Source organism: Actinomadura macrotermitis (genome assembly GCF_009604375.1).
Lineage (GTDB): Bacteria > Actinomycetota > Actinomycetes > Streptosporangiales > Streptosporangiaceae > Spirillospora > Spirillospora macrotermitis.
Window position 1 is genome coordinate 982,860 of the sequence record NZ_WEGH01000001.1, and the last position, 23,146, is coordinate 1,006,005.

The following is a 23,146-nucleotide window of genomic DNA, read 5'->3' on the forward strand; positions in this document are numbered from 1 at the left end:
CTAAGAGAAGGGATCGGGTCCATGGCCGACGGTGCCACCGCAGCAGCAGCCGCCATCGCGGGCGACCCGGCGGACCGACCCTCGGGCGGGCACGTGAGAACAGGACGCCGCATGTACCGATCGCCGAACGGCCCGGCCGCGGCCCCCGAGGCCGACGCCCGGGTGACCGACATCGACGGCGCCCGCTTCCGCTCGGTGCTCGGCCGCTTCGCGACCGGCGTGGTCGCGATCACCGGCATCGACGCCGCCACCGGCCGCCCGACCGGGCTGGCCGCCAACTCCTTCACCTCGGTCTCGCTGGAGCCGCCGCTGGTGGCGTTCTGCGTGGCGCACACCAGCAGCACCTGGCCGCTGCTGCGCGACGCCGGCCGCCTGTGCATCAACATCCTCAGCGAGCCCCAGCTGGCCGTCTGCAAGCAGCTGGCCATCAAGGGCGGCGACAAGTTCGCCGACATCTCCTGGTCGGGCTCGCCGGGCGGCAGCCCCGTCATCGAGGGCGCGCTCGCCTGGATCGAGGTCTCGGTCGAGCAGGAGCACGTCGCGGGCGACCACGTCATCGTGGTGGCGCGGGTGCACGACCTGGACAAGCACCACGAGGGCGAGCCGCTGCTGTTCTACAAGGGCGGCTACGGCCGCTTCGACGGCTAGCGCAGCGCGGTCTCGGCCGGGCCGCGCAGCCGCGCGAGCACCTGCACCGGGTCGGCCAGCACCTCGGCGAAGGCGTACTCGGCGGCGCCGACGAGGGTGACGTCGTCGCCGAGCTCGGCGGTGCGCAGCCGGACCCGCTCGCGGGGCGCGGCGAGCGCGCCGGTGGCGAGGACGCTGCGCACCTGCGCGGCCGACCCGAGGTAGATGTCGCGCAGCGTACCGCCGAACACCACCATGCCGGGGTTGAAGATGTTGACCAGGTTGGCCACCCCGAAACCGAGCCAGGTGCCGACCCGGTGCAGCGCGTCGCGGGCGACGATGTCGCCGCGGTCGGCGGCGTCGACGACGGCGCGCACCGCGTCGCGGCCGACCGGGCGGCCCGGCCCGTCGCGCTCGGCGTGCGCCAGCAGCGTCCGCTCCCCCACCTCGGTCTCCAGGCAGCCGCGCGACCCGCAGGCGCACGGGCGGCCGCCGGGGTTGACGACCATGTGGCCGATCTCGCCGCCGTAGCCCTCCTGGCCGCCGAGCAGCCGGCCGCCGACGATGATGCCGCCGCCGACGCCGACGTCGCCGTGCAGGTAGATCAGGTCGTCGCAGCCGACGCCCGCGCCGCGCTCGTGCTCGGCCAGCGCGCCGAGGTTGGCGTCGTTGCGGACCGCGACCGGGACGCCGAGGCCGAGCCGGCGGGCCAGCGCGTCGCCGAGCGAGAGCCCGTCCACGTCCAGGTTCGGCCCGAACATGATCATGTCGTCGGCGCGCCGGACGATGCCGGGGAAGGCCAGGGCCGCGCCGACGCACACCGCGTCGCGGCCGGCCTTGCGCACCAGCGCGCGGGCCGCGCCGGCCAGGGCGCCGACCAGGTCGCCGGTGTCGAGCTCGCCGCGCGGCCGCTCGGTCTCGCGGCGGTCCAGGACCGTGCCGCCGAGGCCGACGCGGGCGACCGCGAGCCGGTCCACCGCGACGTCGAAGGCGAGCACGTACACCCGGGTCGACTCGGGCTGCACCACCAGCGAGGGCCGCCCGGCGCGGCGGCCGGGGCGGCGCGGCAGCTCCTCGCGGACCAGGCCGGCCGCGGTGAGGTCGCTGGTCAGCGCCATGATGGTGCTGCGGTTCAGGCCGAGGGTCTCGGCGAGCGTGGCGCGCGAGGCCGGGCCGCGCAGGTGCACGAACCGCAGCAGCGTGCCGAGGTTGTGCCGGCGGATCTCCTCCTGCGACGGCCCGGCCTTCATGCGCGCAGCCCGAGGTCGCCGCTGCGGCCGGAGGTGATCAGCTCGACGACCTGGCGGTGGGTGACGTCGGCGGTGCGCACCTGGGCCGCCATCCGGCCGAGGTACAGGGCCGCGATCTGGTCCGAGACCGCGAACACGTCGTTCATGTTGTGCGAGATCAGCACGACGGCCAGGCCCTTGTCGGCCAGCCGCCGCACCAGCTCCAGCACCTGCTGGGTCTGCGCGACGCCGAGCGCGGCGGCGGGCTCGTCCAGCACCACCACCCGGCTGTCCCACAGCACCGCGCGGGCGATCGCGACGGTCTGCCGCTGCCCGCCCGACAGGTCGCTGACCCGGCGCCGCACCGAGCCCATCGTGCGCACCGACAGCGCGGCGAGCGTGCGGGCGGCCTGCTCCTCCATCGCGGCCTCGTCGAGCGCCAGGCCGTTGCTGCGCTCGCGGCCGAGGAACATGTTCTCGACGATGTCGAGGTTCTCGCAGAGCGCCAGGTCCTGGTGGACGACCTCGATGCCGAGCCCGGCGGCGTCGCGGGGGCTGCCGAGGCGCACCGGGGTGCCCTCGAAGCGGTACTCGCCGGCGTCGGGCTGGTGCACGCCGCCGATGCACTTCACCAGCGTGGTCTTGCCGGCGCCGTTGTCGCCGACCAGCGCGGTCACCTCGCCGGGGCGGGCGGTGAAGTCGACGTCGTGCAGGACCTGGACCGGGCCGAAGCTCTTGTCGATGCCACGCAGGTCCAACAGGGGGGTCACGGGGCTGACGTTAGCAGCCCGCGGCGGGTGCGCAGGCGCCGGAACCGGGGGGCCGCAGACGCGGCCCCCCGGCCCGGCGGGGCGGTTCACCTGCCCGTCGCCGACCGCCGGCGGCTGGCGATGGCGTCGATGCTGGCGGCGAGCAGCAGCACGCCGCCGGTGATCAGGTAGTTGGCGTAGGCCTTGGTGCCGAGCAGGCCGAGGCCGTTGTCGATGACGGCGATGACCAGGCCGCCCAGCACCGCGTCGCGGGCCCGGCCGCGCCCGCCGAACAGGCTGGTGCCGCCGATGACCGCGGCGCCGACGCCGAGCAGCAGCGTGTTGCCGCCGCCCGACTCGGTGGCGACCGAGTTCAGCCGGGACGCCGCCACCACGCCGCTGATCGCGGCGAGCGACGAGCCGATCATGAAGACCGACACCCGGATCCGGGTGACGTTGATGCCGGCCCGGCGGGCCGCCTCGGCGTTGCCGCCGACGGCGTACACGTGCCGGCCGTAGGCGGTGCGGCCGAGCAGGAAGGTGGCGGCGATGAGCAGCACCGCGACCAGCGGCACGCCCCACGGCACGCCCGCCAGGGTGATCAGCGGGCTCGGCGCCCGGTCCAGGCTGAGCAGGTAGGTGCCGACCAGCAGCACCAGCGCGACGACGGCGACGCGGGCGGCCACGATCTGGACCGGCTTGGCGGCCAGGCCGCGGGTGCGCTGGCGGCGCCAGCGCAGGAACTGGGACGCGCCGTACCCGGCGGCGCAGACCACCGCGGCCGTCCAGCCGAGCCAGATCGGCATGTTCTTGTTGGCCAGCGCGACGATCACGTTGTCGTGCACCGGGACGGTGCCGCCCTCGCCGATCAGCTTCAGCGTCACGCCCTGCAGGCCGAGGAACAGCGCGAGGGTCACCACGAAGGAGGGGATCCGCAGCACCGCGACCAGCCAGCCGATGCTGGTGCCGATGACCAGGCCGGTGCCGATCGCCACCAGCACCGCCACGTACCAGGGCTGGCCCGCGTCCACGATCAGCTTGGCCATCACCGCGCCGCACACGCCGCTGGTGACGCCGGCCGACAGGTCGATCTCGCCGAGCAGCAGCACGAACACCAGGCCCATGGCCAGGATCGTGTAGGGCAGCGCCTGGGTGAACAGGTTGGCGACGTTGCCGGTGCTGAGGAAGGTGTCCGGGCGCAGCGCCGCGAACAGCGCGATCAGCCCGGCCAGGCCGAGGATCGCCGGGATCGCGCCGAGGTCGCCGGCGCGGACGCGGGCCCAGTAGTCGGCGACCGAGGAGCGCACGTCGTGCTCGCGCCGGTCGCTGGCGAAGTCGGAGTCCGCCAGTTTCACGGCGGGCTGCTTTCCCTTGGGGATGTCGGTGGACATCGAGGCCCCCATCAGATGTTCTCGGCGGCGGTCGCCGGTGCCAGGCCGAGGTCGCCCGAGCGCCCGGCGGTGATGAGCTCCACGACCTGGCCGTGGGTGACGTCGGTGCGCCGCACCTGCGCGGCGACCCGGCCGAGGTACAGCGCGGTGATCTCGTCGGCGACCTCGAACACGTCGTTCATGTTGTGCGAGATGAGCACCACCGCGTGCCCGGTGTCGGCCAGACGGCGGACCAGGTCCAGGACCTGGCGGGTCTGCGCGACGCCGAGCGCGGCGGTCGGCTCGTCCAGGATGACGACCTTGGACTCCCACAGGGCCGCCTTGGCGATCGCGACGGTCTGCCGCTGCCCGCCCGACAGGCTGGCCACCTGCTGGCGCACCGACTTCACGGTGCGCACCGACAGCCGCGCGAGGGTCTCCCGCGCGGCCTCCTCCATGGAGTCCTCGTCCAGCACCAGGCCGCGGCGGCGCTCGCGGCCGAGGAACATGTTCTGCACGATGTCGAGATTGTCGGCCAGCGCGAGGTCCTGGTAAACCACCTCGATGCCGAGGGCCGCGGCGTCCCGGGGACTGCCGATCTGCACCTGGCGGCCGTCGAACTCGATCGTGCCCGAGTCGATCGGGTGGATGCCGGCGATGCACTTGATGAGGGTGGACTTGCCCGCGCCGTTGTCGCCGACGAGGGCGGTCACCTCCCCCAGGCGCAGGGTGAGGTCCACGTCGTGCAGGACGTGGACGGGGCCGAAGCTCTTGTTGAGCCCGGTCAGGCGCAGCACGGGTTCGCCGGTGCCTGCGGTGCCTGGATCTGCCACGGTGGTTTCCTTCCGGAGGGCCGCGCGGCCCGTGGCGGGTCCCCCAGCGGTGGGGACCCGCCACGAGGGGTCAGCGGTGGGACGTCACTTGATGCCGGCGGCGGAGCACTTGGCCGCGTAGGCGCCCTTGCACAGGTCGTCCTTCTTCACGAACCCGTCGTCCACGACCTGCTTGACGCCGTCCTTGAAGACCGGGATCGGGCTGAGCAGCACCGAGGGGACGTCGCGGTTGCCGGTGGCGTCCTTGGTGGTGCCGTTGGTCGCGCCCTTCTCGCCCTTCAGCAGGCCGACGGCGAGCTTGGCGGCGGCGTCGGCCTCCTGCTTGACCGGCTTGTAGACCGTCATGCACTGGGTGCCGTCGAGGATGTTCTGCAGGCCCTGCAGGCTGGCGTCCTGACCGGTGACCGGGACCTTGCCGGCGAGGGAGTTCTTCTTCAGGATCGACACCGCCGAGTTGCCGACGCCGTCGTTGGCGGCGAGCACGCCGTCGATCTTGCCGCCCTGCTGGGTCAGCATCTGCTCGAAGATGGTGGCGGCCTTCTGGTTGTCCCAGTCGGGCACGGCCTGCTCGGCGACCTTCTTGTAGGTGGAGACCTTGTCCAGCACGCTGTGCGCGCCCTGGGCGAACAGGGTCGCGTTGTTGTCGGTCGGCGCGCCGTTCAGGTAGACGATGTTGGCGGCCTTGTCGCCCAGGCACTTCTGCAGGCCCTTGCCGAGCTCCTCGCCGACCTTGGTGTTGTCGAAGGAGACGTAGTAGTCCGACACGCCGCCGAGGGTGAGGCGGTCGTAGTCGATGGTCTTGACGCCCTGCGCCTGCGCCTTGCGCTGCACGGCGGCGGCGGAGTTGGAGTCCAGGCCGTCCACGATCAGCACGGTGACGCCGCCGGTGATCATCTGGTCGGCGATGGTCTGGAAGCGCTGGGTCGAGCCCTCGGCGTTCTGGATGTCGTACTGCACACCCGCCGCCTTGAAGGACTGCTCCAGGTAGGGGCGGTCGAAGCTCTCGTAGCGGACCGAGGACTTGGTGTCGGGCAGGATCACGCCGACCTTGCCCTTGATCGCGCCGCCCGAGGCCGAGCCGCCCTTGTCCTTGCCGGAGTCGTCGCCGCCACAGGCGGTGAGCGACAGGGCGGCGGCGGCCGCCACGGCGGTGAGACCGAGGATCCCCTTGCGCATGGCCGGGTCCTTTCTGGGATGACGATCGCCGTGACCGGGGTCACACGTTCAACGGCGTGAATGTTGTGCCCCGCAACTTATGTCGCCTCCACCTCGGTCGCCAACCCCTCTGCCCCACCTATTTGTTGTTAGCCGTAACAATCCAGTAACACGCTCTTCACCTGCGGGAAGATCAAAAGTCATGGACCGGGCGGGCGACGGCCGCGCGGACGTGCCCGAACGCACGGCGGGCTCATATGTTCACGGCCTCAACATTCACCGGCGCGCGGGGCGGGAGATCGCCCGGCGCGGGGCGCGGCGGCGGGCGCGGGCGGGGCCGGGCCCGCCGTGATCATGCAGTCGGGGGCCGGGATGTCCGGTCCGGCTGCATGACCACGCCGCTCAGTGGACGGCGAGCACCCGCACGACCAGGTCGGCCGCGCCGGCGACGTCCGCCGCGGGCGCGACGCGCTCGGCCCACGACCACCAGTACCACCACCCGTCCGCGCCCTCCTCCGCGAGGATGTTCTCCGCGAGGGCGGACGCGTCCGGGTTCGTCACGTGCAGGCTGGGCGCCTGGCCGCGGGGCTGGGTGACGCGCACCCGCATGCCCCGCCGCGCCAGCTCGGCGCCGAGCTCCTCCAGATATTCGATCCGCGACTTCACCAGCGCGGCCGTTCCCGTATCGTCAGGCGTCATCCTTGTCGCTCCAGTGGATTCCGCGTGGCCCGACGAGGACACACCTTCCTCTGTCGCATCCCCGCGCGCAAGCACTTCGGGCAGGTCAGCGCGGCGCGGGCCGGGCGCCCGGCCGGACCGGGACGCCCGTCCGTGATCTCTGGGACGGCATCCGGGATATCTTGCACCCCAGACGTAGGAGCGGGACGGATGGGGACGTTGATGATCATGAACTCGGGAGCGACCCCGGAGTGGACCCGGCCCGACATGCCGCTGCCCGCCCGGCCCGCGCAGCCCGCCGCGCCCCCGCCCGCGACGCTGGCCATGCCCGCGCCGCTGCCCGAGCGCGAGCCCGAGCCCGCGCCCGCGCCGGTCTCGGGGAACTGGCACCGCTTCCACTACCCCGTCGCGGTCTTCCTGGTCGCCTTCGCGGTGACCGCGCTCGCCGTCACCGCCGCCCGCTGGTCCGGCCACCGGGCCGACATGGCCGGGTACGCCGGCGCGGGCCTGGCGCTGCCGGCGCTCGGCGCCGTCAAGGCCGTGCAGCTGCTGCTCCTGCTCACCGGCCTGTGCGCGCTGCTGAGCCGCCGCGACGTGTGGCTGCTGCCGACGCTGTTCGGCTGGCTGGCGGGCTTCGGCGTGTTCGCCGTGCTCGACGTCGTCAAGGGCAGGATGCTGCCGCTGGCCGAGCACGGCGTCTACGCGGCGGTGTTCGCGGCGCTGCTCGCGGTGTCCTACACGCTCAGCGTCAAGGCGCGGGTCGGCGGCCCGGCGGGCGGCCAGGGCGGGCAGGGCCCGCGCCCGTCCGGCCTCAGCCGCACGCAGGAGTTCGCGCTGTCGGCGGCGAACCGCTGGCAGCGCGCGCCCCAGGGCTGAGCGGCGGGCCGGGCGGGGACGCGGGTCAGGGCAGCACGACTATCTTGGCGTCGGCGTCGGGGCGGGACAGGTCGGCGAACGCGCCCGCGACGCCGTCCAGCCCGACCGTCCGGGTGATGATCGACCCGGCGTCGATGCGGCCCTCGGCGATGTCGTGCAGCGTCGCCCCGTATTCGGCCGGGTAGGCGCCGAAGCTGCCGCGCAGGGTGAGCTCCTTGCTGACCGCGACGCCCGGCTCGATCCGGTCGGCCTGCATGCACACGCCGACGACCATGACGGTCGCGCCCGCCGGCGCGCCCTCGATGACCTGGCCGAGGATGCCGGGCACGCCGACGCACTCGAAGATGACCGCGCCGCGCACCCCGACGCCGAGCACCTCGGCGGCGATCCGCTCGACGGTGCTGGCCGCGATGCCGAGGTCGGCCCACCGGTCGTAGGGGGAGGCGACGGCCGGGTCGATCAGCTCGTCCGCGCCGAGCCCCTCGGCGAGCGCGCGCCGCGCGGGCGAGAAGTCCACCGCCAGCACCGGCCCGTGCCCGCGCGCCTTCAGCGCCGCCACGACGCCGAGCCCGATCGGGCCGAGGCCGAGCACGACGGCGACGTCGCCGGGGTCGATCCCGCTGCGGTTCACCGCCCGGGTGGCCACCGAGAACGGCTCGGTGATCGCGGCGATCTTGGGGTCCAGCCCGTTCGGCACCGCCATCACCAGGCCCTCGTTCAAGATCATGTATTCGCCGTAGCCGCCGGGGAACATCGGCGCGTAGCCGATGATGCCGGCGCCCTGCGGGCCGATCCCGATCGGCGGGCCGCACACCGCGGTGCCGATCGGCAGGGTGCGCTGGGTGTTCGGGCCGTAGTCGACGATCTCGCCGCAGAACTCGTGGCCGAACACCAGCCCGTCGCGCGGGTCGTAGGGGGTGCCGCCCGAGCGCCGGGTGGTCTCCATGAAGGCGTCGGGGTCCGACAGCGCGTGCAGGTCCGAGCCGCAGATGCCGCAGGCCAGCGTGCGCACCAGGATCTGGCCGTCCAGCGGCACCGGGTCGGGCACCTCGGTCACGATCATCGTGGCGTCCTTGGTCAACGCGGCGCGCATGGGGGTCTCCAACCGTCAGGTGATGCTGCTCACCCGAACCGAACCACGTCGCGCGGCCGAATACCACCGTCCGATGGCGTCAACGCGCCGAAAAGATCAATTTCTACGGGCTTATTGTTAAATGTTGCCGTTGGTGAGTGTTTTCGCCGGTGCGAGTTTTGTGGATCATGAGAGCCCGGAATCTGGCGTGGTCACTGGTGCTGGCCACGTCGCTGACGGCTCCGGTGTCCCTGGCCACCGCCGCCGTCGCCGCACCGCCCGCCACCTGCGATCCGACGCAGACGACCCCCGTCTACCGGGGCAAGGTCCCCTCCCCGAAGCAGACCCTCGGCATCGAGCTCGGCGACCGGCAGGTCACCGCCGCCGAATCCGACAAGTACCTGGAGGCGGTCGCGGCCGCCAGCGAGCGCGTCGTCTCCGGCACGCTCGCCACGACCGCGCAGGGCCGCCCGCTCAAGTACGCCATCGCGGGCCGCCCCGGACTGCTCACCCGCGCCGGGCTGGCCAAGGTGCGCGGCGAGGCCGCGCTGCTGCGCGACCCGCGCACCCCCGCCAAGCTCGCCGAAGCCCTCGCCGCGAAGGGCGTGCCGATCCTGTGGGTCAGCGGGAACGTGCACGGCGACGAGCCGAGCGGCACCGACGCGGCGCTGAAGGTGCTGCGCGACCTCGGCGACCGGTCCGACTGCGCGGCGACGCGGATCCTGGACAACGCCCTGGTGGTGGTCCTGCCGACGCAGAACCCCGACGGCCGCGAGGCCGAGACCCGGCAGAACGCCTACGGGTTCGACATGAACCGCGACTGGTTCGCCCGCACCCAGCCCGAGACCGACGGCAAGCTGGCGATGCTGAACCAGTACCCGCCGGCGCTGTACATCGACGCGCACGAGATGGGCGGGACGTCGTACTTCTTCCCGCCGAACGCCGACCCGATCTACCACGAGACGCCCGAGCAGGCCGTCGGCTGGATCAACGACATCTACGGCGCCTCGATGGCGGCCGAGTTCAACCGGCAGGGCATCGACTTCTTCAACCGCGACACCTACGACCTGTTCTACCAGGGGTACGGCGACACGGTCCCGACCACCGCGTTCTTCGCGGCCGGGATGACCTACGAGAAGGGCGGCGACAGCCCCTACCCCGAGCGGGTCAAGGAGCAGTACCTCACCCAGTGGGTGTCGCTGTCGGCGGCCGCGTCCAACCGGCACAAGATCCTGACGCAGTGGCACCGGATGGCCGTGGACGCCTACGCGCAGGGCAAGGCCGGGAAGCTGGAGCCCAACCAGATCTACAACCCGCCGAACCAGATCGACCGGCAGGTCCCCGACCGCGCGGTGCGGCACTACTTCCTGCGCGACGAGCCCGCCAAGCGCGCCGAGGTCCGCGTCGTCGTGCGGCGGCTGCAGCGCATGGGCGTCAAGGTCGAGCGGCTGACCCGGCCGCTCGCCGTGCCCGACTACAAGGAGTACGGCCGCCCCGAGGGCAGGGCGACGCTGCCCGCCGGGACGTACTGGATCACCATGGCCCAGCAGCAGAAGCACTGGATCCAGGCCATGCTGAACGAGGACTCCTACACCCCGTTCCCCTACTTCTACGACGTGACGGCGTGGAGCATGCCGCTCCTGCAGAACGTGGCGGGCGGGTCGTCCGGCGCCGAGCTGCGGCCGCACGCGCAGCCGGTCCGGGCGCTGCCCGCGCCGCGCCCGGGGCACCACGGCAAGGCCCCCAAGATCGCCGTGCTGCAGTTGTCGGCGACCTCGTCGGCCGCGCGCCAGTCGACCGGCTGGCTGCGGCACCGCCTGGACCGCGAATGGAAGCTGCCGTTCACGCTGCTGTCCCCGGCGGACGTCGCGGCGGGCAGGCTCGCGGGCGCGCAGGTGCTACTCGCCCCGGACGGCCCGGCGGCGGGCGCCTACACCGCGCTCGGTGACGCCGGCCGCGCCGCGCTGCAGAAATGGGCCAACGACGGCGGCCGCTACGTCGGCTGGCAGGGCGGCACCGAGCTCGCGGCGCGGCTCGGCCTCACCACCACGACGCTGAGCGACCCGACGTCCGACGTGCCCGGCACGATGTTCCGCGTCAAGGTCGACGGCCGCAGCCCCCTCGCGCGGGGCGTCGGCCCGGCCGCGTGGCAGTTCTACTCCTACGACGTGGTCATGAGGCAGGCCGACCCGGCCAAGGTCGCGGTCGCCTATCCGGCGGCGGGCTCGCCGGACTGGTTCGTGTCCGGGTTCGAGCGCGGCTCGGCCGAGCTCGGCGGGACGGCGGCGGTCACCGACGAGGCCGTCGGCAAGGGCCGCACGGTGCTGTTCGGCGGCGAGCCGAACTTCCGGGCGTTCAGCGACGGCACCGCCAAGCTGCTGTACAACGCCGTCCTCGGCCCGGACCCGCAGGCGCGCGCGTCGGCGATGGCGGCGCCCGCGCCGGCGGCCGCCGCCGCCAGGCAGGCGGCGGCGCTGCCGCAGTTCGAGTCGCCGATCCGGGTGTCGGTGAAGGCCGCCGACGCCGCGAAGGCCGCCGCGGTGCTGCGATCGGTGGGCGCGAAGTTCGCCGAGCGCCGCACCGGCGACGTCGTCCACTACGTGGTCGACAACCCGGCGGGCCTGCCGGTGGACCACCACCCGTTCGCGGGCCGGCTGCCGTCGCTGATCCGCAAGGCCGGGATCACCCCCGTCGCGGTGGTCCTGCCCTAGTGCCGTCCCGTCGCCTGGATCGTCCTACCGGACGATCCAGGCGATGGCCGTCATCGTGCCCGGCGGCACCTCGGTGAAGCCGCCGTCGCGGACGGCGACCGTCGCCTTCGGCACGCAGTCCCGCCACGGGACGTCGCGGGTGAGGTGCACGCGCAGGCCGCCCGCGATCCACGCGTGGACGTCGGGCGCGGCGGCCTGGCGGAGCAGCAGCTGCGCCGCGTGCCCGCACTGCGCGGCGGCCTTGCCGGTGGTGATGGTGATGCCGGGGTTCAGCGCGATCGCCGCGTACGGCGGCTCCGGCGCGGGCTTCGGCTCGTCGTCGGCCAGCTCCAGCCCGGCGACCTGGAGCTTGGCGATCTGCGGCGGAACGTCCCCCACCGGTCCCGGCACGAACGCGCGGACCTGCGCGCCGTCGTGCTCGACCGTCACGCCCGGCAGTTCCTGCACCTCGGGCCAGCGCACACCCCGCGCACGGCGGGCGACCTTGCGGATGCGCCGCGCCTCCCACTCCGCGACGGCCCCGTGCCACTCCCCCTCGGGGTCGGCGGCGGCGCGCGGGTCGGTCAGCAGCCGCACCACCGCCGTCGCGGCGGCCTCGCAGACCGCGCCGTGACCGGGCGGATCGGCCTTCTCGGCCCGTACCACCAGTTGCATCGCCCAGGGCGGATCGTCGAGAGGGTCGTATTCGGGACGCACCCGAGGAGTATTCCATCCCCGATCGGCAGGCCCGCGCGCGACTTCCCTACGGTCGATCTGGGTACGGCAACTCTTATCGCACCCTCGGGCGTTGAAAGGTCGAACGCCGGAGGGTGCGAGGGACACGACGGGAGAGGTCGGGTCGGAGGTCGCCTGTGACCAGTGGTACCTGGAGCGATTCCATACCGGGGGTCGGCACGTTCTTCGTCGGCATCGACGTGGCGCCGGGGCGGTACCGGTGCGAGGAGGGCAGAGGCGGCTGGTGGGTCCGCTTCACCGGGCCCGGCGGCGGCGACCCGGTCGGCTCGTGGCCGCTGCCGGCCGGGCCCACCGAGGTCGAGATCTCCCCCGGCGACTTCGCGTTCGAGACCCACATCCGCTCGGTCTGGCAGCGCGTCGCGCCCGCCCGCGCGTCCGCCGGGGAGGCGTTCGAGCCGCGGCCGGTCGCCGACCCGGCGCTGAAGCCCGAACTGGACACCCTCGTCGCGCGCCGCCGCCCGCTGGTGTGGCTGGCGCCGCTCACCGTCCTCGGCATCGGGCTGGCCGGCTCGCCCGCGCTCGGCTCCCTCTGGCTGATCGGCCTGGCGATGATGGCGGTGATGGTCGCGCTCGGCACCCCGTCGATGTCGCTGGACCTGCAGCGCGCCCGCGAGCTGGACCGCCGCCGCGACCGCTACCTGATGCCCCAGGACCTGGACGGGCCGGGCCTGGAGCTGCTGGGCCGGGTGCAGCGGGCCATCGACGCCGTCCGCGACTCCGAGGTCAACCGCGAGGGCCTGCTCGACCACGTCGACAACGCCGTCACGCTGCCCCGCCAGGAGTGGGAGATCGCGCAGGTGCTCGCCCGCCAGTCCCGGCTGCGCGCCGAGCAGGAGGAGCCGGGCGAGGACGACCCGCCCGAGGTGCGGGCGGCGCTGCGGCCGCTCCTGGACAAGCTGGACCAGTCGGTGCGGGCGGTGACCCGCCGCGTCGAGGCGCTGGAACGTTACGCCGAGCGGGCCCGCGCGGCCGACGACGCGCTGCGCGCGCACCGCCGCCTGGAGGCCATCGCCGCGCGGGCGCACGAGTACGACGAGCTGCTCGCCGACACCGTCCGCGACGACCTGGCGGTGCCGGCGATCGAGCGGCTCACCGCGCAGGGCGACGAGCTGGTGCGCACGCTGCGGCACCGCCTCGCCGAGGCGGCCGAGGCGGGCGGCGAGCTGCCGCCCTAGAGCACGCCCGCGTAGGCGAGCGCGAACACCGCGCACGGCACCAGGAACGCCCAGCTCACCACGGTGATGCCGCGGACCACCTCGCCGGGCCCGCGGGCCCGGCCGAGCCGGCGGTGGTAGAGCACGACGAGCACCGGCGCGCTCGCCGCCTGCGCCCACCAGGTCCGCTGCGGGAACACCTGGCCGGTCGCGGCGAGGGCCGCCGCGAGCGCGCAGGCCGCCGTCCACGCGGCCAGCCCGGCGCGCAGGGCGCCGCGCGGGCCGAACCGCACCGCGACGGTGGTGTAGCCGCTCGCCACGTCGGCGCCGTGGTCGGCGACGGCGGTCGGGACGTAGAGCGCCACCGCGACCAGCACGCCGAGGACGGCCATGACCCACGGGAACCCGGCGAGCGGCCGCACGGCGGCCCAGCCCGCCATCGGCGCGAGCGCGCCGACCGCCACGGCGTTGGTGGCCACGTCCAGGCCGGGCCGGTCCTTCAGCCGGACCGGCGGGAGGCTGTAGAGCCAGCCGAGGATCAGGAATCCCGCGGTGACCAGTGCGAACGCCGGCCGGAGGGTCAGCGCGACCGCCATCGCGGCGGCGGCGGACAGGTGGGCGGCCACGAGCGCGGCGCGCACCGACAGCCGCCCGCCGGCGAGCGGGGCGCCCGCCTTGCGCGGATTGCGGCGGTCGCCGGCCACGTCGGCGGCGTCGTTGACGGCGAGCACCGCGAGCCAGCCGAGCGGCCCCCACACCGCCGCGCCCGCGAGGGCGGGCGCGGCGGGCACGGGCAGGAGCGACCGGGTGGCGAGCAGGTGCCCGACGTAGCAGGGGACGAGGGAGACCGGCCAGAGCGCGGGCCGGGCGACGCGCCACAGCTCCGCCGCCGTGCGCGGGACCGCGGCGGCGTGCATCGTCGGCCACCCCCGGGAGGGTCGGGGACCGGACCTCTATGAGACACCATTCTCATACGGGCGGCGGCGGGCGGGCGGGCGGCACGAGCGCGCCCGCGGCCTTGACGGTGCGCAGCACGGGCGCCGTCTCGATGGCGCCGATCTCGGCGAACGCCCCGAGCCGCCGGGTCAGGTACCGGTGCAGGGCGGCGGGGTCGGCGCACAGGGCGTTGGCGAGCAGGTTGGTCGGCCCGGTGGTGGCGCCGACGAACGCCAGCTCCTCGTGGCGCGCCAGCTCCGCCGCGACGCGGTCCAGGTGCGCCGGGGGCACCGACATCCACAGCAGCGCCTGGGCGCCGGCGCCGAACAGCTCGGGCCGGATCTCCACGTCGTAGAACAGCGCGCCGTCCGCCCGCAGGTCCGCCAGGCGGCGGGCGACGGTCGCCGGGGACCGGCCGGTCGCGGCGGCCAGGTCGGCGTGCGCCGCGCGGCCGTCCCGGGCGAGGGCGGCCAGCAGCGCGCGGTCGTCCTCGCCCGGCGGGCGGCCCGGCGCCCCGCCCGGATCCGGTTCCAGCAGCCGGCGCTGCCGCTCGTCCAGGACGGTCAGGCGCCCGCTCCACGCGGTGGGCCCGCCGAGGTAGGTGTGCAGCAGGTAGTGGGCGGACACCGCGACGACGCCCGCGGTGCGCGGGATGTCGTGCAGGAGCAGGGCGCGGCCGCCCGCCCCGCCCGCCGGGGTGTGCACGACCGTGAAGAGCTCGGTGCCGCCGGAGGTGAGCCGGATCCAGGCGGTGTCGTCCCGGCGCGCCAGCGCGCGGGCCAGGTCCGCGGCCGCGTGCGGGGCGACGGTGAGCCGGACCACCCACTGCGCCAGCCCCGCCCGCGCGGGGTCGGCGAGCCCGACCACGCGCAGCCCCGCCTCGGCGCGCAGCCGCCGGTAGCGGCGGGCGACCGTCTGGGTGGAGACGCCGAGGACCTCGCCGATCCGGGCGAAGGGCGCGCGGCCGTCGATGTGCAGCGCGTGGATCAGACCGCGGTCGACCTCGTCGAGGGTGAGCACATCTGCCATCAAAGCCGGTCTCGATGGAACAGATCAACCGATCCCGCGCCGTGGATGGAAGGACGGCCGGGCCCGGCGGCACGCTCGGCACATGCTCCTCGACACCGCTTCTCCCGCCCGCGTCCCCCACCGCCGGCGCCGGCTCGCGCTCGCCGCGCTGCTGGCCGCCGAGGCGATGAACCTGCTCGACTCCACGATCGTGCAGGTCGCCGCGCCGGTGATCCACGCCGGCCTCGGCGGGCCCGCCGCCGTCGTGCCGTGGTTCAGCGCCGCCTACACGCTGCCGTTCGCGGGACTGCTGATCACCGGCGGGCGACTCGGCGACATCGCGGGCCGCCGGCGCGTCTTCCGGCTCGGCGTCGCCGCGTTCCTGCTCGCCTCGCTCTGCTGCGCGCTGGCGCCGTCGGCCGGGCCGCTCATCGCCGCGCGGGCGGTGCAGGGCGCCGCCGCCGCGCTGATCATCCCGCAGACGTTCGGCCTGATCCGGGCCATGTTCCCGGACGGCCCACAGCTGGCGCGGGCGCTCGGCTGCATCGGCCCGGTGATGGGACTGTCGGCGGTCTGCGGGCCGGTGCTCGGCGGGGTGCTCACGCACGCCGACCTGCTCGGCTCGTCCTGGCGGTCGGCGTTCCTGGTCAACCTGCCGATCGCGGCCGCGGTCCTCGCGCTCGCCCCGCTGCTGGCCGAGGACCGGGCCGCGGCGCCGCCGCGCCTGGACCTGCCCGGCACCGCGCTCGTCGTCGCCGGCTCGGCCCTGGTCGCCTACCCGCTGATCGAGAGCGGCCGGTGGCTGCTGTTCGGGGCGGGCGCGCTCGTCCTCGCGCTGTTCGGGCTGCGGCAGCGCCGGACGGCCCGGCGCGGCGGCAGCCCCCTCATCGAGCCGAGCCTGCTGCGCGGCGCCGGCTTCCCGGCCGCGCTGGCCACCTCGGTGCTGTTCTTCGCGGTGACGACCGGCCTGCTGCCGGTCTTCGTGCTGCACCTCCAGCTCGGCGGCGCGCACGCCGACGTGCGGACCGCCGGGCTGACGCTGCTGCCGTGGTCGGGCGGCCTCGCGGTCGCGTCCCTGGTCGCCGGCGCCCGTCTGGTGCCCCGGTACGGCGCGCGCGTCATGTTCGCCGGGCTCGCGCTGCTCGGCGCGGGCGTCCTCGCCGCCATCGCGGTCTACGCCACCACCGCGGCGGACGCCTACCCGTGGCCGCTGCTCGGCGCGCTCGCGCTCGGCGGGTTCGGGCTCGGCCTGTTCACCGTGCCGTTCTTCACCCTCGCGCTCGGCCGGGTCCGCCCGCACGAGACCGGTTCGGCCGCCGGGCTGCTGAACGCCGCGCAGCAGTTCGGCGGCACCCTCGGCGTCGCGCTGCTCGGCGGGATGTTCCTGCGCCTCCTCGGCCCGGCGGGGGCCGCGGCGGCGGCCCGTTACGCCTGCTGGACCGCCGCCGGGCTGCTCGTCGCGACGGCCGTCACCGCCGCGCTGATGGCGCGCCCCTCCGCGCGGTAGCGGCTAGCCGAGCGCGCGGTGCGCGATCTCGCGGCGCAGGTGCACGGCCGACTTGCGGATCGGGCCGGGCGCGGCGCCGCGCAGCAGGACGTCCCCCATCAGCGCGGCCGTGCGGCGCAGGTCGTCGGGGCCGAAGCCGCGCCGGACGACCTCCTGGGTGCCGATGCGCAGCCCCCGGTCCGGCTCGCCGGGCGCCTGCCAGGGCAGCCCGATCGCGCTCAGGTAGATCCCCGCCGCGGCGAGCCGGTCCATCGCGGCCCGCCCGCCGCCGAGGGCGGCCGCGTCCACCGCCAGATGGTGGGACTCGGTGAAGCCGCGGCCGGCCCCGGCGAGGGTGAAGCCCTCGGCGGCCAGCGCGGCGGCGAGGGTGCGGGCGGCCGCCACGCAGCGGTCGGCGTAGCCGCCGCCGTCCGCCATGACCTCGGCCGCGGTGATCGCCAGCGGCGCCAGCCGGGACGCGTCGTAGTTGGCGGTGAGACCGGGGAAGACCGCGGTGGACAGCCGCTCGGCGAGCGCCGCGTCGTCGGTGGCGATCACCCCGCCGGGCGGGCCGCCGAACGACTTGTAGGTGGAGAAGGTCAGCACGTCCGCGCCCTCGGCGAGCGGCCGCTGGAACCGGCCCGCCGCGACCAGCCCGGCCATGTGCGAGGCGTCGTAGAGCAGCAGCGCCCCGGCGGCGTGCACCGCCGCGGCGATCGCCGCCACGTCGTGCGGGAACAGCAGCAGGCTCGCGCCGATCACCACCAGGCGGGGCCGCTCGCGCTCCAGGAACGGCCCGAGCGCGGCCAGGTCGACGTCGTGGGCGGCGGCGTCGTAGGGCAGGTCCACCACGCGCAGGCCCCGCACGCCGGGCGCGCCCACCGCGTGGTGGCTGGTGTGGCCCCCCGCGCGCTCGGGCAGCACCGCGATGGTGTCGCCGGGTTCGGTGAGCGCGGTGTAGACGGCCAGGTTCGCCATCGTCGCGCTGTGGCAGCGCACCTCGGCGAACCGGCAGCCGAGCATCCGGGCGACCAGCGTGGGCGCCAGCACCTCCAGCGTGTCCAGGTGGTCCAGGCCGGACTGGTACTTCTCGCCGGGCCAGCCCATGCTCGGCCGCCCGCCGACCACCGGGTCCACCACGGCGCGCGCGGCCGTGCTCATCACGTTGGTGCCCGCGTAGAGCACGATGCCCTCGGTGTCGAACTGCCGGGCGTGCGCGCGCAGTGCCCGCCGCACGGTTTCGGCCACGCCCTCAGGGGACAGGTTCTGGATCTCCGAAGCCACCAGCGCCATGCGGTCGCGGGCGGTCGGGGACGCCCACGGTGCCGTTTCGTCACTCATCGCCCCTCCTTCTCCTACTTTGCGCCTCGAACGTACGGAACCCGCCGCCCGCCGCGCCAGGGAAGAAGTTGCCAAGTCGGATGGCCTGCGGGAACGTGGAAACGGACGCTTGGTCCGGAGCACGGGCTGGCGCCGCCGCGCCGAATCGAGCAAGCGGTTGGGCGCACACGGCATAATGAGGGGGTGACGAGCACGAGCACGAATTCCGGACGCCCCAAAGCCAGCGCCACCGGTGAGGGCGCGCCGCGCCGTCGCGGCCGGGGCTCGACCGCGCTCGCGTCGGAGCGGCGCGAGCACCTGGTGAAGCTGGCGGCCGACCTGTTCGCCGAGAAGGGCTTCCAGGCCACCACGGTGCGCGACATCGCCAAGGAGGCCGGCATCCTGTCCGGCAGCCTCTACCACCACTTCGACTCCAAGGAGTCGATCGTGGACGAGATCCTCTCGGGCTTCTTCGAGGAGATCATGTCCGCCTACCGCGGCGTCATCGAGCGCGGCGAGGACCCGCGCGCCACGATCGCCGGCCTGGTCCGCATCGCGTTCGGCACGCTGGAGCCGCACCGCGCCGCGATCACGGTGATGCAGAACGACTGGAGCTACCTGCAGTCGATGCCGCGCTTCGGCTACCTCACCAAGTCCGAGGACGAGGTCGAGAAGATGTGGGTCGACACCATCAAGGCCGGCCAGGACGACGGCCTGTTCCGCGCCGACATCGACCCCAAGCTGACCTACCGGATGATCCGCGACACCGTCTGGGTCGCGGTGCGCTGGTTCAAGCCGGGTGGCCGGCTGAACGCCCAGGGACTGGCCGAGCACTACCTGAAGGTCATGTTCGACGGCATCAACACGCACTGACCTGGCGGCTCTCCCGCGACGGGGCCGCACCCTCCAGATCACCACATAGTGTCCTTCGTCACACTTCGCCCGATAGGGGTGACGTTTTGGGCCTCGGGGACGCTGTTACCGGAGAGGGATTTCGGGGGGAGGCGACATGATGGCCCAACCGGGCGCAGCGGACCGCGAGGAGGACCCGCCGGCGGCGGTCCAGGCGGCGACCGCCCAGGGGCTGCAGGAGCTGTTCCCCGGCGTGCGCGTCTGGTACGGCAAGGCCACCCGTTCCTGGTGGGCGCTCGTCCCGCTGAACGCCGGCCCGCGCCTCATCGAGGCGCCGACTCCGCAGCGCCTCCGCGACTCCATCATGAGCGCCCGCACCCACGGCTGAGCGGCTCGCGGCGCCGGGCGGCTCAGCCGCCGTTCGCGCGACGGGTCGCGAAGTACTCCCTGATCTGACGTTCGTCCAGGTCGCGGTAGGAACGCACGGAGTGGGTGACCAGCCTTCCCTCGGCCACGAGCTGCTCGGGCGCGGCGGGCAGCCCGCGCCAGCGCAGCGCCATCGGGTCGCCGGGACCGCTGAAGTCGCCGATGCGGTATCCCGCCGCCAACGTCAGCAGGCCGAAGAGATGGTCCTCGCCGGCGCGGCTGGCGGCCAGGTCCGGCAGGTCCAGCCGGCCGCGCCGGTACAGCGCGTGCAGAAGGTCCGCGCGATAGATGCAGGCGGCGCCGAGCGCATGCTCGCCGGGCGTGTAGCCGGCCGTGCGCGCCTCGGCCATCACCGCGCGCAGGGTGCGGCGCATCCGCGGCCGGGTCAGTCCCCGCCATCCGCATTCGCGGCGCAGCACCCGGGCCGCGTAGCTCCAGTCCCGGCCGCCGCCGTCCGGGCCGACCCGGTACGAGCCGAGCATGCCGACCGCGGGGTCGGCGGCGAACCGCTCGCCGGCCGCCCGCTCGATGCCGGGCCCGAGCAGCAGCGCATCGGCGTCCAGCCGCAACAGCATGTCGAACTCGGCGCGCTCGACCGCGTGCCGGAGCGCCGCGGCCAGCTTGAGCCACAGGCCGCCGTAGGTGCCCTTCGGGGCGGGCGGCGGGTCCATCACGCGGACGGGCGCGCCGAGCCCGCGCAGGCGCGCCATCTCAGGCCGCCGGCCGCGGGTGTCGTCGATGACCAGGACGAGGACCGGGTCCTCGAGATAGGTCAGCACGCTGGCCACGGTGTCGACCGCGTCGTCCGCGGGACCGGCGGGGACGACGACCGCCATCCGGCGTCGCTGCGTCACCGCGCGGTCTCATAGCGTCGAGTGGTCACGGCGGCAGAGACTATCAGTCACTTTCCCGGCAAAAGCCTCTGAACGCAGCAGATGCGCCATTGAGCAGCACGCATCACATAAACCACATATGATCTTTTACCGCTGGGACAGGATTCCCGGCCGTACCCGCCGTTGATCATTGTGTCGCGCCGCCCTAAGGACCCCCATGCCACAGACCGTCCGGCCGCCCGCGTCAGCGCGGCGCCGCAACTGGATCGCCGCCGCCTCGGTCGGCGGCATCGTCGTCACGACGACGGCGCTCGGCGCCTTCGCGCTGGGCGATGAGGCGCCCGAGCCGGCGCGCAGCACGGGCAGCGCGCAGGAGGCCGCCGCGGCGCAGGCCAAGATCACCTTGCCGAAGGTGAAGTGGAAGCGGAGCTGGTCCGACGAGTTCAACGGGCGCGGCAAGCCGTCCAAGGCGTGGACGCCCGTCCTCGGCAACGGCACCAACGGCTGGTCCCACAAGGCGCTGCACTACTACCAGGCCGGCAACTCCTACCAGGACGGCCGGGGGAACCTGGTCATCACCGCGGCCAAAACGAGCTCGTCGGCCAAGCTGAACTGCTGGTACGGCCGGTGCCGCTACGTCTCGGGGCGGGTCCAGACCAAGGGGAAGTTCCACCAGACGTACGGGCGCTTCGCCGTCCGGGCGAAGCTGCCCACCGGCAAGGGCATCTGGCCGGCCTTCTGGATGCAGCGCGAGGGCGGGGCCTACGGAGAGATCGACGTCGTGGAGACGGTCGGCAGCAAGCCGCGCCTCGTCCAGGGCTTCGCGCACGCCCAGCGCCGGGTGGGCGGCGGCGGTGTCACCCTCGCCAAGCCACTGTCGGCCGGCTACCACGTGTACGGCGTCGACTGGACGCCGCACCGCGTCGTGTGGTGGGTCGACGGCCGTCCCTACGCGCAGATGAAGGCGTACCGGAACTGGCCGTTCAACAAGCCGTTCTATCTCATTCTCAACATCCAGGTCGGCGGCACCTGGCCGGGTTCTCCCGACAAGACGACCCGTTTCCCGGCCCGCATGCAGATCGACTGGGTGCGCACTTACCGCGGCTAGCCCACGCACCCGTTTTAGCAATTAGTGATGCATCTCACTTTCGCCTTCAGGGTGGGGCCGGGCTCGTAGACGCCTGGCCCCATCTGCCGGTTTACCGGGCTCCGCCATGCTTGACCAATTTTTCACTATGCGGCGGGGCCGCGCGCCGGAAGCCGTCGCGGCCCGCCGCGCCCGCGCGTCTGACCGACCTCCGTCATTGGAGAAAGGTCGCAATTCATGATAGAAATCCCACTCCTCCCATAACGGATACGTCGGCTTATTGCGCTCCCGCACGTTCTGCGCCGACTCACCTCAGGACGGGATCGGGGCATGACCTCTTCCTTCTTCGGCGCGCAACCACCGCCGGCTCCACCGGCTCCGGCCGACGATCCGGGATCGTCCGGCCGGCCCTCCGGGCGCCGCCGGTCGTACTTCCTCCTGCTGATCGCGGTCGTGCTGATCGGCGGCCTGGCGCAGACCCCTCCCGGGCAGGCGGCGCTCCGTGCCGCCGGCGTCGCCGGCGGCCCCGGCCCCTACAGCGAACTCGCCTTCCCCGCGCCGGAGCAGCTGCCACGGGAGCTGGTCAGCGGCGCCGAGGGCGCCTCCGTCGCCTTCTCCATCCGCAACGTCACCGGCGCCACGCACACCTACCGCTGGACGGTCTCGCTGGACTCGGCGGGCCGCAGCCGGCCGGTGGCGCAGGGGACGACACCGCTGGTCGACCGCGCCACCACCGTCGTCACGCCGAAGGTCACCGTCGCGTGCGCGCCGGGACCGGTGTCGGTGACGGTCCGCCTGGACGGCGGCCAGCGCATCGCCTACCGGGCCGACTGCGTCCCGGTGACGACCGGGAGGCTCGGATGACGCGCCGCCCGATCGTCGCCCTTGTCACCGACGCGATCCACCCCTACAGCTTCGGCGGCCGTGAGATCCGCTACCACGAGCTGTCCCGGCTGCTCGCCCTGCAGGCCGACGTGCACATGTACACGATGCGCTGGTGGGACGGCCCCCGGGTGATGCGCGACGGGCCGGTCACGCTGCACGGCATCACCCCCCGTCTGAGGCTCTACCGGGGCCGCCGGCGCTCCTTCCGGCAGGCGACCCTCTTCGCGCTGGCCTGCCTGGTGCTGCTGGTCCGCCCCTTCGACGTGCTCAAGGTGGACCACATCCCGCAGTTCCAGCTCTTCACCCTGCGGCTGGTGGCCATGGTGCGGCGCAAGCCGCTGATCGCCACCTGGCACGAGGTGTGGGGCCCGAAGTACTGGCAGGACTACCTCGGCTGGGGCGGCCGGCTGGCCTGGTGGGTCGAGCTGTGGTCGATGCGCATGCCCCACCAGATCATCGCCGCGTCGCCGCAGACCGCCGAGCGGCTGACCCGGCACCTGGGCGACCGGACCCCCATCATGGTCGCGCCCAACGGCATCGACCTGCAGGCGGTCCGCAACGCCGTGCCCGACCCCGACACCACCGACCTGGTGGTGGTGACCCGGCTGATGGTGCACAAGCGGCTGGACATGCTGCTGGACGCCGTCGCCCTGCTGCACGCCGAAGGCCGCCCGGTGACCTGCCGCGTCATCGGCACCGGGCCGGAGGAGGAGGAACTGCACGCGCAGGCCGGCCGGCTGGGCATCGCGCACGCCGTCGACTTCCGGCACGACGTGCGCGAGCAGAAGGACGTCTACTCCCTCATCAAGGCGGGCCGCGTCTTCGCGTTCCCCTCCGAGCGCGAGGGGTTCGGCATCGCGGTGCTGGAGGCGCTGGCCTGTGGCGTCCCGGTGGTGACCACCTCGGCGCCCGACAACCTGGCCCAGCACCTGGTGGTGCGCTCCCAGCGCGGCCTGGTCAGCGAGCACACCCCCGCCGCGCTGGCCCTGGCGATCGGCACCGCGCTCGCCGCGCAGGACGCCCTGGACGGCGAGGACCCCTGGCTCGGCGACCCGTGGATCGGCGACTACAGCTGGGACGCCATCGCCTCCCGCATCTCCCGGCGGTTCTGGGCATGAGGATCT

At 74.0% G+C, this 23,146-nt stretch carries 22 protein-coding genes; 10 read left to right on the forward strand and 12 right to left on the reverse strand.

Going from position 1 to position 23,146, the window contains the following annotated elements; all coding sequences use genetic code 11:
• Positions 1-111: 111 nt before the first annotated feature.
• The gene (locus ACRB68_RS04505; RefSeq protein ID WP_153530943.1) at positions 112-648 is read left to right on the forward strand and encodes a flavin reductase family protein; all 537 of its coding nucleotides are present in this window, start codon (positions 112-114) and stop codon (positions 646-648) included.
• Here the strand turns inward: ACRB68_RS04505 and ACRB68_RS04510 are convergent.
• From ACRB68_RS04510 to ACRB68_RS04535, 6 genes are all read right to left on the reverse strand, one after another.
• On the reverse strand, positions 645-1,877 hold the full coding sequence (locus ACRB68_RS04510; protein ID WP_153530944.1) for an ROK family protein: 1,233 nt from the start codon (positions 1,875-1,877) through the stop codon (positions 645-647). The two genes, ACRB68_RS04505 and ACRB68_RS04510, sit on opposite strands and share 4 nt — an antisense overlap.
• Positions 1,874-2,626, reverse strand: a complete 753-nt coding sequence (locus tag ACRB68_RS04515) for an ATP-binding cassette domain-containing protein (protein WP_328593748.1) — start codon at positions 2,624-2,626, stop codon at positions 1,874-1,876. The genes ACRB68_RS04510 and ACRB68_RS04515 overlap by 4 nt, the downstream gene beginning before the upstream one ends.
• A gap of 86 nt (positions 2,627-2,712) precedes the next feature.
• Positions 2,713-3,996, reverse strand: coding sequence for a sugar ABC transporter permease (locus ACRB68_RS04520; protein WP_153530945.1), 1,284 nt, complete (start codon positions 3,994-3,996; stop codon positions 2,713-2,715).
• Between the two features lie 11 nt (positions 3,997-4,007).
• Positions 4,008-4,808, reverse strand: a complete 801-nt coding sequence (locus tag ACRB68_RS04525; protein WP_328593749.1) for an ATP-binding cassette domain-containing protein — start codon at positions 4,806-4,808, stop codon at positions 4,008-4,010.
• 84 nt (positions 4,809-4,892) lie between these two features.
• Positions 4,893-5,984, reverse strand: a complete 1,092-nt coding sequence (locus tag ACRB68_RS04530) for a sugar ABC transporter substrate-binding protein (protein WP_153530946.1) — start codon at positions 5,982-5,984, stop codon at positions 4,893-4,895.
• 381 nt (positions 5,985-6,365) lie between these two features.
• Positions 6,366-6,662, reverse strand: coding sequence for a hypothetical protein (locus tag ACRB68_RS04535; RefSeq protein ID WP_153530947.1), 297 nt, complete (start codon positions 6,660-6,662; stop codon positions 6,366-6,368).
• A gap of 207 nt (positions 6,663-6,869) precedes the next feature.
• Here ACRB68_RS04535 and ACRB68_RS04540 point away from each other — a divergent pair, with 207 nt between their 5' ends.
• Positions 6,870-7,517 (forward strand): hypothetical protein, encoded by a 648-nt coding sequence (locus ACRB68_RS04540; protein ID WP_153530948.1) that lies wholly within the window; start codon positions 6,870-6,872, stop codon positions 7,515-7,517.
• A 25-nt stretch (positions 7,518-7,542) separates the two neighbouring features.
• Here ACRB68_RS04540 and ACRB68_RS04545 read toward each other — a convergent pair whose 3' ends face one another.
• Positions 7,543-8,610 (reverse strand): zinc-binding dehydrogenase, encoded by a 1,068-nt coding sequence (locus ACRB68_RS04545; protein ID WP_153530949.1) that lies wholly within the window; start codon positions 8,608-8,610, stop codon positions 7,543-7,545.
• Between the two features lie 167 nt (positions 8,611-8,777).
• Here ACRB68_RS04545 and ACRB68_RS04550 point away from each other — a divergent pair, with 167 nt between their 5' ends.
• On the forward strand, positions 8,778-11,300 hold the full coding sequence (locus tag ACRB68_RS04550) for a M14 family zinc carboxypeptidase (RefSeq protein WP_153530950.1): 2,523 nt from the start codon (positions 8,778-8,780) through the stop codon (positions 11,298-11,300).
• A 24-nt stretch (positions 11,301-11,324) separates the two neighbouring features.
• On the opposite strand, the gene ACRB68_RS04555 is transcribed toward ACRB68_RS04550, so the two are convergent.
• Positions 11,325-11,996: a hypothetical protein gene (locus ACRB68_RS04555; protein ID WP_328593750.1), complete on the reverse strand. Its 672-nt coding sequence runs from the start codon at positions 11,994-11,996 to the stop codon at positions 11,325-11,327.
• Between the two features lie 155 nt (positions 11,997-12,151).
• On the opposite strand from ACRB68_RS04555, the gene ACRB68_RS04560 reads away from it, so the two are divergent.
• On the forward strand, positions 12,152-13,210 hold the full coding sequence (locus ACRB68_RS04560; RefSeq protein ID WP_194293184.1) for a hypothetical protein: 1,059 nt from the start codon (positions 12,152-12,154) through the stop codon (positions 13,208-13,210).
• Here the strand turns inward: ACRB68_RS04560 and ACRB68_RS04565 are convergent.
• Both ACRB68_RS04565 and ACRB68_RS04570 read right to left on the reverse strand, forming a co-directional pair.
• Positions 13,207-14,106, reverse strand: a complete 900-nt coding sequence (locus ACRB68_RS04565) for a UbiA prenyltransferase family protein (RefSeq protein WP_153530951.1) — start codon at positions 14,104-14,106, stop codon at positions 13,207-13,209. The genes ACRB68_RS04560 and ACRB68_RS04565 overlap by 4 nt on opposite strands.
• A 52-nt stretch (positions 14,107-14,158) precedes the next feature.
• Complete coding sequence (locus tag ACRB68_RS04570) at positions 14,159-15,154, reverse strand: Lrp/AsnC family transcriptional regulator (protein ID WP_153530952.1); 996 nt, start codon at positions 15,152-15,154, stop codon at positions 14,159-14,161.
• An 82-nt stretch (positions 15,155-15,236) separates the two neighbouring features.
• Between ACRB68_RS04570 and ACRB68_RS04575 the strand changes: the two genes are divergently transcribed.
• Positions 15,237-16,640 (forward strand): MFS transporter, encoded by a 1,404-nt coding sequence (locus tag ACRB68_RS04575; RefSeq protein WP_153530953.1) that lies wholly within the window; start codon positions 15,237-15,239, stop codon positions 16,638-16,640.
• Between the two features lie 3 nt (positions 16,641-16,643).
• Here ACRB68_RS04575 and ACRB68_RS04580 read toward each other — a convergent pair whose 3' ends face one another.
• Complete coding sequence (locus ACRB68_RS04580; protein WP_153530954.1) at positions 16,644-17,960, reverse strand: beta-eliminating lyase-related protein; 1,317 nt, start codon at positions 17,958-17,960, stop codon at positions 16,644-16,646.
• Positions 17,961-18,143: 183 nt separating this feature from the next.
• On the opposite strand from ACRB68_RS04580, the gene ACRB68_RS04585 reads away from it, so the two are divergent.
• Positions 18,144-18,812, forward strand: a complete 669-nt coding sequence (locus tag ACRB68_RS04585; protein ID WP_328593751.1) for a TetR/AcrR family transcriptional regulator — start codon at positions 18,144-18,146, stop codon at positions 18,810-18,812.
• 136 nt (positions 18,813-18,948) lie between these two features.
• Positions 18,949-19,179, forward strand: a complete 231-nt coding sequence (locus tag ACRB68_RS04590) for a hypothetical protein (protein ID WP_153530955.1) — start codon at positions 18,949-18,951, stop codon at positions 19,177-19,179.
• Between the two features lie 22 nt (positions 19,180-19,201).
• Here ACRB68_RS04590 and ACRB68_RS04595 read toward each other — a convergent pair whose 3' ends face one another.
• Complete coding sequence (locus ACRB68_RS04595; RefSeq protein ID WP_153530956.1) at positions 19,202-20,071, reverse strand: hypothetical protein; 870 nt, start codon at positions 20,069-20,071, stop codon at positions 19,202-19,204.
• A 196-nt stretch (positions 20,072-20,267) separates the two neighbouring features.
• Here ACRB68_RS04595 and ACRB68_RS04600 point away from each other — a divergent pair, with 196 nt between their 5' ends.
• The 3 genes from ACRB68_RS04600 (at position 20,268) to ACRB68_RS04610 (ending at position 23,140) form a co-directional block, all read left to right on the forward strand.
• On the forward strand, positions 20,268-21,158 hold the full coding sequence (locus ACRB68_RS04600; protein WP_153530957.1) for a glycoside hydrolase family 16 protein: 891 nt from the start codon (positions 20,268-20,270) through the stop codon (positions 21,156-21,158).
• Between the two features lie 309 nt (positions 21,159-21,467).
• Positions 21,468-22,001: a hypothetical protein gene (locus ACRB68_RS04605; protein WP_153530958.1), complete on the forward strand. Its 534-nt coding sequence runs from the start codon at positions 21,468-21,470 to the stop codon at positions 21,999-22,001.
• Positions 21,998-23,140, forward strand: coding sequence for a glycosyltransferase family 4 protein (locus ACRB68_RS04610; RefSeq protein ID WP_153530959.1), 1,143 nt, complete (start codon positions 21,998-22,000; stop codon positions 23,138-23,140). The genes ACRB68_RS04605 and ACRB68_RS04610 overlap by 4 nt, the downstream gene beginning before the upstream one ends.
• The last annotated feature ends 6 nt before the right edge of the window (positions 23,141-23,146 follow it).

What these genes read in the sequence shown, in the direction of transcription:
- ACRB68_RS04520 (WP_153530945.1), bottom strand. Translation starts at nt 3,996, where the DNA reads ATGTCCACCGACATCCCCAAGGGAAAGCAGCCCGCCGTGAAACTGGCG.
- ACRB68_RS04610 (WP_153530959.1), top strand. Translation starts at nt 21,998, where the DNA reads ATGACGCGCCGCCCGATCGTCGCCCTTGTCACCGACGCGATCCACCCC.
- ACRB68_RS04505 (WP_153530943.1), top strand. Translation starts at nt 112, where the DNA reads ATGTACCGATCGCCGAACGGCCCGGCCGCGGCCCCCGAGGCCGACGCC.
- ACRB68_RS04510 (WP_153530944.1), bottom strand. Translation starts at nt 1,877, where the DNA reads ATGAAGGCCGGGCCGTCGCAGGAGGAGATCCGCCGGCACAACCTCGGC.
- ACRB68_RS04590 (WP_153530955.1), top strand. Translation starts at nt 18,949, where the DNA reads ATGATGGCCCAACCGGGCGCAGCGGACCGCGAGGAGGACCCGCCGGCG.
- ACRB68_RS04570 (WP_153530952.1), bottom strand. Translation starts at nt 15,154, where the DNA reads ATGGCAGATGTGCTCACCCTCGACGAGGTCGACCGCGGTCTGATCCAC.
- ACRB68_RS04545 (WP_153530949.1), bottom strand. Translation starts at nt 8,610, where the DNA reads ATGCGCGCCGCGTTGACCAAGGACGCCACGATGATCGTGACCGAGGTG.
- ACRB68_RS04550 (WP_153530950.1), top strand. Translation starts at nt 8,778, where the DNA reads ATGAGAGCCCGGAATCTGGCGTGGTCACTGGTGCTGGCCACGTCGCTG.
- ACRB68_RS04535 (WP_153530947.1), bottom strand. Translation starts at nt 6,662, where the DNA reads ATGACGCCTGACGATACGGGAACGGCCGCGCTGGTGAAGTCGCGGATC.
- ACRB68_RS04605 (WP_153530958.1), top strand. Translation starts at nt 21,468, where the DNA reads ATGACCTCTTCCTTCTTCGGCGCGCAACCACCGCCGGCTCCACCGGCT.
- ACRB68_RS04600 (WP_153530957.1), top strand. Translation starts at nt 20,268, where the DNA reads ATGCCACAGACCGTCCGGCCGCCCGCGTCAGCGCGGCGCCGCAACTGG.
- ACRB68_RS04580 (WP_153530954.1), bottom strand. Translation starts at nt 17,960, where the DNA reads ATGAGTGACGAAACGGCACCGTGGGCGTCCCCGACCGCCCGCGACCGC.
- ACRB68_RS04540 (WP_153530948.1), top strand. Translation starts at nt 6,870, where the DNA reads ATGAACTCGGGAGCGACCCCGGAGTGGACCCGGCCCGACATGCCGCTG.
- ACRB68_RS04565 (WP_153530951.1), bottom strand. Translation starts at nt 14,106, where the DNA reads ATGCACGCCGCCGCGGTCCCGCGCACGGCGGCGGAGCTGTGGCGCGTC.
- ACRB68_RS04530 (WP_153530946.1), bottom strand. Translation starts at nt 5,984, where the DNA reads ATGCGCAAGGGGATCCTCGGTCTCACCGCCGTGGCGGCCGCCGCCGCC.
- ACRB68_RS04575 (WP_153530953.1), top strand. Translation starts at nt 15,237, where the DNA reads ATGCTCCTCGACACCGCTTCTCCCGCCCGCGTCCCCCACCGCCGGCGC.